A 6,771-nucleotide genomic window follows, 5' to 3' on the forward strand; every position below is an offset into this window, starting at 1 on the left:
TTGAACCTAATCTTTAAACCTTAAACTTCTATATTCTATATTCTAACTTCTAACCTCTAACTTCAAATTATTTCGTAAACAACAACTCTCTGTATTTAGTCAATGTCCACAATTCATTATCTACCAATAACTCTAATTTATCACAGTGATTTCTAATAATTTCAAAATAAGGCTTCACTTTATTACAATACGCTTCTGCCGTTTTTTTAGCGTCATTCAACAAATTAGCTTTCTTTCTTTCGTTTCGCATCTCTTCCACTTTGGCATTAATACCTTCGATATGCAACGAAATTTCTTTAATCAATCCAATTTGTTCTTTAGCAATCGATTCAAATTCTTTTCCAAAAATATCTTTCAATCCTTTTACATTTTCAATTAAAGTATTTTGGTAACGAATAGCCGTAGGAATCACATGGTTTTTAGAAATATCTCCTAAAACACGACTTTCAATTTGAATTTTCTTAGTGTACTCTTCTAGTTCAATTTCGTAACGTGCTTCTACCTCAATATGGTTCATAATTCCTAATTCGGCAAATAATTCCAATGCACGTTTAGAAACTTTAGCCTTTAAAGCTTCCGGAGTAGTTTTAAAATTACTTAACCCTCTCTTTTTAGCTTCTTTTTCCCAAGCTTCGCTATAACCATCTCCCTCAAAAAGAATATCTTTTGAAACCTTAATATATTCTCTTAAAACATTGAAGATAGCATCGTCTTTTTTCATTGCTTTAGATTCAATCAAAGAGTCAACTTCTACTTTAAAATCCCTTAATTGTTTTGCCACAATTGTATTCAAAGTAGTCATCGCATTCGAACAGTTAGCCGAAGAACCTACTGCTCTGAACTCAAATTTATTTCCTGTAAAAGCAAATGGAGAAGTTCTGTTTCTATCTGTATTATCCAAAATTACCTCTGGAATTTTACCCACAACATTCAGTTTCAAATCTGTTTTTTCCTCTGGAGATAATTTACCTGTTGTTACACTTTCTAATTCAGCCAAAACCTTAGTTAATTGCTCTCCAATAAATACCGAAATAATCGCCGGCGGTGCTTCATTCGCCCCTAAACGATGATCATTACTAGCCGTAGCTATCGATGCTCTCAGTAACTCTTCGTAATCATTTACCGCCTTAATCGTATTAATAAAGAAAGTAAGAAATTGCAAATTACTCATTGGCGTTTTACTCGGACTTAAAAGGTTCACTCCTGTATCTGTAGCTAATGACCAGTTATTATGCTTTCCGGAACCATTTACCCCTTGAAAAGGCTTTTCATGCAATAAGACTTTGAAATCATGACGCTCTGCTACTTTTTGCATTATATCCATCAAAAGACAGTTGTGATCTACTGCTAAATTGGTTTCTTCAAAAATAGGAGCTAATTCAAATTGATTAGGAGCCACCTCATTATGACGAGTTTTTACCGGAATTCCAAGCAACATACATTCCTGTTCCAAATCACGCATGTATGTCAAAGCGCGAGTAGGAATAGAACCAAAATAGTGGTCGTCTAATTGTTGTCCTTTCGCCGAAGTATGCCCTAACAAGGTTCTTCCTGTCATCATCAAATCAGGACGAGAGTGAGCTAAAGCCTTATCAACTAAAAAGTACTCCTGTTCCCATCCCAAGGTTGCTGTTACTTTTTTTACATTTTTATCAAAATAACGACAAACCTCTGTAGCCGCTTCATCCATAGCTGCTAATGCTCTTAGCAATGGAATTTTATTATCTAAAGCTTCACCTGTATACGAAATAAAAACAGTAGGAATACATAAAGTAGTACCATATATAAAAGCAGGCGAAGTAGGATCCCAAGCAGTATAACCTCTTGCCTCAAAAGTATTTCTAATACCACCATTTGGAAAACTAGAAGCATCCGGTTCTTGTTGCACTAATTGTGCTCCACCAAACTTTTCCACTGGATCACTTCCATCAAAGGACGTTTCAAAAAATGCATCATGTTTTTCGGCCGTTGTCCCTGTCAAAGGTTGAAACCAGTGCGTGTAATGCGTAACACCTTTAGACAAAGCCCATTCTTTCATCCCCATTGCAATATAATCGGCTAATTTTCGATCAATTTTAGTCCCACTTTCTATTGCTCCTTGAACCGCTTTAAAAGCATCCGAAGTCAAATATTGCTTCATCGCTTTCTCATTAAAAACATTTGAACCAAAAATATTTGATTTTTTATTTGTTTCCTCAAAATGAATTACTTTTCTATTTGAGGCTTCTCTTAATGCTTGAAAACGTATTGTTGACATTATAAGCTGTAATTTAGTTGATTAATAAAAATTTGTAAATTAAATCACAAAGGTAACTAATCCCGAGATAAAAACACAAAGTCTCACATTGCTAAATTGTTTTTAATTGGGTATTAAAATTGCTTTTTTTTAAATATACCCCCTACCGAAATACGGTAATGTGAAAAATACAAAGCATTCTACACAAAACCCCCCCAAGGTTTATAGCACTAAAAAAAAATATCCTATATTTGCACTTCAAAACAAAAACAAGAAAATTAATTTATATTACTATGGCAAAAATAAAGTTAGAGTACATTTGGCTAGACGGATATGAGCCAACTCAAAATCTTAGAAGTAAAACTAAAGTTGAAGAGCACGAAAACTTCCAAGGGACTTTAGAAGAATTAGGAAAATGGTCATTTGACGGTTCATCTACAAGACAAGCTGAAGGAGGATCATCTGACTGTTCATTAGTACCTGTAGCTATTTATCCAGATCCAGATCGTTTAAATGGATATTTAGTAATGTGTGAAGTTATGAATGCTGATGGAACACCACACCCTTCTAACGGAAGAGCTACTATTGATGATGAGGATGACGATTTCTGGTTTGGTTTCGAACAAGAATATTTCATCATGGATACTAAAACACAATTGCCATTAGGATTCCCTGTAGGAGGTTACCCAGCTCCACAAGGTATGTACTACTGTTCAGTTGGTGGAAAAAATACTCACGGAAGAAAATTAGTTGAAGAGCACGCTGACTTATGTATCGCTGCTGGAATCAACTTTGAAGGAATCAACCAAGAGGTTGCTTGCGGACAATGGGAATTCCAATTATTTGCTAAAGGAGCTAAAAAAGCGGGAGATGAAATCTGGGTTGCTAGATATTTATTAGACCGTTTGACTGAGAAATATGGTTACTATATTGAGTACCACCCAAAACCTCTAGGAAAAGACATGGACTGGAATGGTTCAGGTATGCACGCTAACTTCTCTAACTCTGTATTGAGAACATGTGGAGACAGAGCTACTTACGAAAAAATCTGTGAGGCTTTCCGTCCAGTTGTTGAAGAACACATCGCTGTTTATGGAGCTTACAATGACCAACGTTTAACTGGTAAGCACGAAACTGCTTCTATCAATGATTTCTCTTATGGAATCTCTGACAGAGGATGTTCTATCCGTATTCCATTAATTACTGTTCAAAAAGGATGGAAAGGATGGTTAGAAGACAGAAGACCTGCTTCAAACGGTGACCCATACAAAATTGCTGCTAGAATTATCAAAACTGTTAAATCTGCTTTGTAATAATTCTCGATTTATAACACTAAAAATGCCCTCAGAAATGAGGGTATTTTTTTTGTTGATCAAATTCCGATGAGTAATTCAAAAACAACCAACAAAGAACTATCTTTGTTAAAACATAAAATCAATAGTCATGATAGTTTGGATTAGTTTTATTACTGCCATTTTTATATTCCTTGCACTGGACTTAGGAATATTCAACAAAACACCTCACGAAATCAGTTCTAAGGAAGCTGGAAAATGGACTGGAATTTGGGTTTCATTATCTTTCCTTTTTTCAGCAGTCGTATATTGGTTGTACCAAAACAACTATGTTCAAAACCCCGACCAATTAAAACCAATAGCTGCTTCAATGAAATACATTACAGGTTATCTCATTGAACTTTCGCTTAGCATTGATAATATTTTCATCATCGCAATCATCTTTTCTTCATTTAAAATACCAAAAAAATACCAACATAGAATTTTGTTCTGGGGAATACTTGGAGCCATAACTTTCAGAGGTATTATGATTTACTTTGGGGTAATGATTATTAATAAATTTGCTTGGACAACTTATGTTTTTGGCGCTTTTTTAATTTATACCGCTGTTAAAATGTTCTTGACCAAAGAAGACCACGAATATGATCCTCACAATTCGGTTATCTATAAGTATTTACGAAAACTCACCCCAATCACAACAAAAATTGAAAGTGAACATTTTTTTGTAAAAATCAACAATACTAACACCGCTACTCCTTTATTTGTAGCTTTAATTTTGATTGAAGTAATGGATATTGTATTTGCACTGGATAGTGTTCCTGCTATTCTTGCCATTACATCCGATCCATTTTTAGTTTTTAGCTCCAATATATTTGCTATCCTGGGACTGCGTTCTATGTATTTTTTCTTAGCCAATATGCTCGAAAAATTCAGCTACCTTGAATATAGCTTAATTGCTATTTTATGCTTCGTAGGATTTAAAATGATATTCCATAAATTTATTCATTTACCCGAATGGGCTTCATTAGCATTCATAGCAGTTGCGCTATTATCAGGAATCATAGCCTCAATACAAAAAGACAAACAAAGTAAAAAAGCATAAAACAAAAAAAGGAAATCTCACGATTTCCTTTTTTATATTATTAATCTTAAAAATTACAATTTCACTTTTTGCACCTGACTTTCAGAAATTTTTAATGTTTTCATCACTTCTGTATAGTTAGTTGTGTCCATTGAAGCCGCTAAATCAGATGGAATTATGACAACTCTAAATGTTTGATCTCTGATATATTCAGGCGTATTTTGTAAAACATAATTACCTCTAGCTGTAATTATAAAATCAACTTTACTAAAATCATAATCATAATCTAATTCATTATTATTCGTAAAATAGATTGTTCTTGGAATTAATTGCCAAACAGGCGTAGTAGAATTAATCGTTGATGTTAATCGATAAATTAAAACCGTTTCATCATCATATAAATTTCCTCCTATTTCATATTGAAAGGTACTTTTTAGATTGTACTCGTTATCAGCAACCTTTGAAAGATTAACATTTTTAATTTCAAAAGCTTCTGGATAAGTATCATTGTCTTCTACGTTATATTCTTCTGTTGTAGTACAACTTGAGAAAGCAACTAAGCTTACAAAGGCAAAAAGTGTAACTATTTTTTTCATGACTCAATTTTTTAAATGTTAAGGTTAAAAACTATAATTCATGAATTGTGCCAAAATTTATTTTCATCACAATTTTTTCCAAAAAAAACAATTTCAACGTATTAATAAAAACAAAAAAACACCCGTTGATTCGGGTGTTTTTAATTAAGAATTAATACTCTATTTAATACGAAGACATCACACTTTTTACCGTGCTACCTTGGTTAGTTGTTAATCTTACGTAATACACCTGTTGTTGTTCTAATGTATTATTAATAAAAATTGTAACCTCTTTACCAAAATAACTTCCTGAATCTATCATTGAATATACAATAATACCTTTGGAATTAAAAACTTCAATTTTCACATCTGATACATAATCAAAGTCATATCGTATAGTTAATTGATCAACAAATGGGACTGGATATGCTGTAAACCCTGCAACCTCAGTACTACTGATTTTTGCAGTAGTAATACCAGACAAATCTAATGTTGGTGGTTCTGGACATTTTTCAAGATCCCATCCTACGGCGATAGCACATTCGTCAAACACTTCATTTACAGCGGCAACTGCACCTGCTATTTCTGATAATGAAACACCGTTCTCACTATTTTTAACACCATCCACATTTGCTAAAGCTCGATTTGCTAAATCTAACAATCCAGCTATAGTTCTATTGTTATTTCCATCTGGAATAATAGCATTAATAACTGCAGCACTGAAAGTTCTATAAGTATATTCATTTACAGTATTAACCCAAACATTTCCTTCAAAATGCCCACAAATTCTTTGTTTTGCAATTGAAGAGCCACATCCTCCATCAGGTTTAGCAGTTGCTAAAGTACCTGCTTGTAATACAAAACCACCTAATTGTGAAGGTTGAGTAATATTCACATTCAATGACAGGGTTATTGTTTGAGAAAGCAATACATTATTGATTTTTCCAGTTTTCAAGAAACTATTAGGTAATGATGGACAGATGTCATAATCTCCCGCAGGGAAAATTTCGGTAGCTTTTCCGCCTCCAGGTAACTGATTAATTATACAATTTTCATCACCTAAACTCATAATTACAGAAGCACTTGATTTACCCACCACAATTGAACCTCCAGCGTTTGTAATCGCTTTAGTTATTAAATCAATAGTTGCAATTCCATCAATTGTTCCGTCACAATATTTACCTCCATAGTTACCAAAAGCTCCTTGAGTATAAGTACACAATTGACCACCACAAGATGGACCTTCTGATATTATTTCAGAGCCTGACATTTCACAACCATTGGCATCTTTTACAACCCAAGTATAAGTACCAGCACCAAGACCTGAATAGGTTTTAGGTGAAGTTTGTGCTTCAAAACCTCCTCCATTGAAGTTTACCATATATGGTGCTGTTCCACCACTGAAGGTTAGCGTTACTGAACCGTCCATAAAACCTAAACAAGTAACTTCTGTATGTGCGTCAGAAGCTAGTAAGGCGGTTGGTTCGCTGATGGTTTCTGAACCCGATTGTTCACATCCATTCGCATCTTTTACAACCCAACTATAAGTTCCTGCGGCTAATCCTGTATAGGCTTTTGGTGAGGTTT

At 34.0% G+C, this 6,771-nt stretch carries 4 protein-coding genes and 1 pseudogene; 2 read left to right on the plus strand and 3 right to left on the minus strand.

Annotated features, from left to right (window positions below; all coding sequences use genetic code 11):
• Positions 1-67: 67 nt before the first annotated feature.
• Positions 68-2,257, minus strand: a complete 2,190-nt coding sequence (locus ACFPTQ_RS14110) for a glutamine synthetase III (RefSeq protein WP_379778268.1) — start codon at positions 2,255-2,257, stop codon at positions 68-70.
• Between the two features lie 272 nt (positions 2,258-2,529).
• Between ACFPTQ_RS14110 and ACFPTQ_RS14115 the strand changes: the two genes are divergently transcribed.
• Positions 2,530-3,549: a glutamine synthetase beta-grasp domain-containing protein gene (locus tag ACFPTQ_RS14115; RefSeq protein ID WP_379778270.1), complete on the plus strand. Its 1,020-nt coding sequence runs from the start codon at positions 2,530-2,532 to the stop codon at positions 3,547-3,549.
• A gap of 130 nt (positions 3,550-3,679) precedes the next feature.
• Entirely contained in the window at positions 3,680-4,630 is a 951-nt protein-coding gene (locus ACFPTQ_RS14120) for a TerC/Alx family metal homeostasis membrane protein (protein WP_278036261.1), read from the plus strand.
• A 53-nt stretch (positions 4,631-4,683) separates the two neighbouring features.
• Here the strand turns inward: ACFPTQ_RS14120 and ACFPTQ_RS14125 are convergent, their stop codons facing one another.
• Positions 4,684-5,205 (minus strand): hypothetical protein, encoded by a 522-nt coding sequence (locus tag ACFPTQ_RS14125; RefSeq protein WP_379778272.1) that lies wholly within the window; start codon positions 5,203-5,205, stop codon positions 4,684-4,686.
• 163 nt (positions 5,206-5,368) lie between these two features.
• Positions 5,369-6,771: pseudogene (locus ACFPTQ_RS14130) on the minus strand (hypothetical protein); the annotation flags it as partial.

Source organism: Flavobacterium sp. GCM10022190, from assembly GCF_042656445.1.
GTDB classification, from domain to species: Bacteria; Bacteroidota; Bacteroidia; order Flavobacteriales; family Flavobacteriaceae; genus Flavobacterium; species Flavobacterium nitratireducens.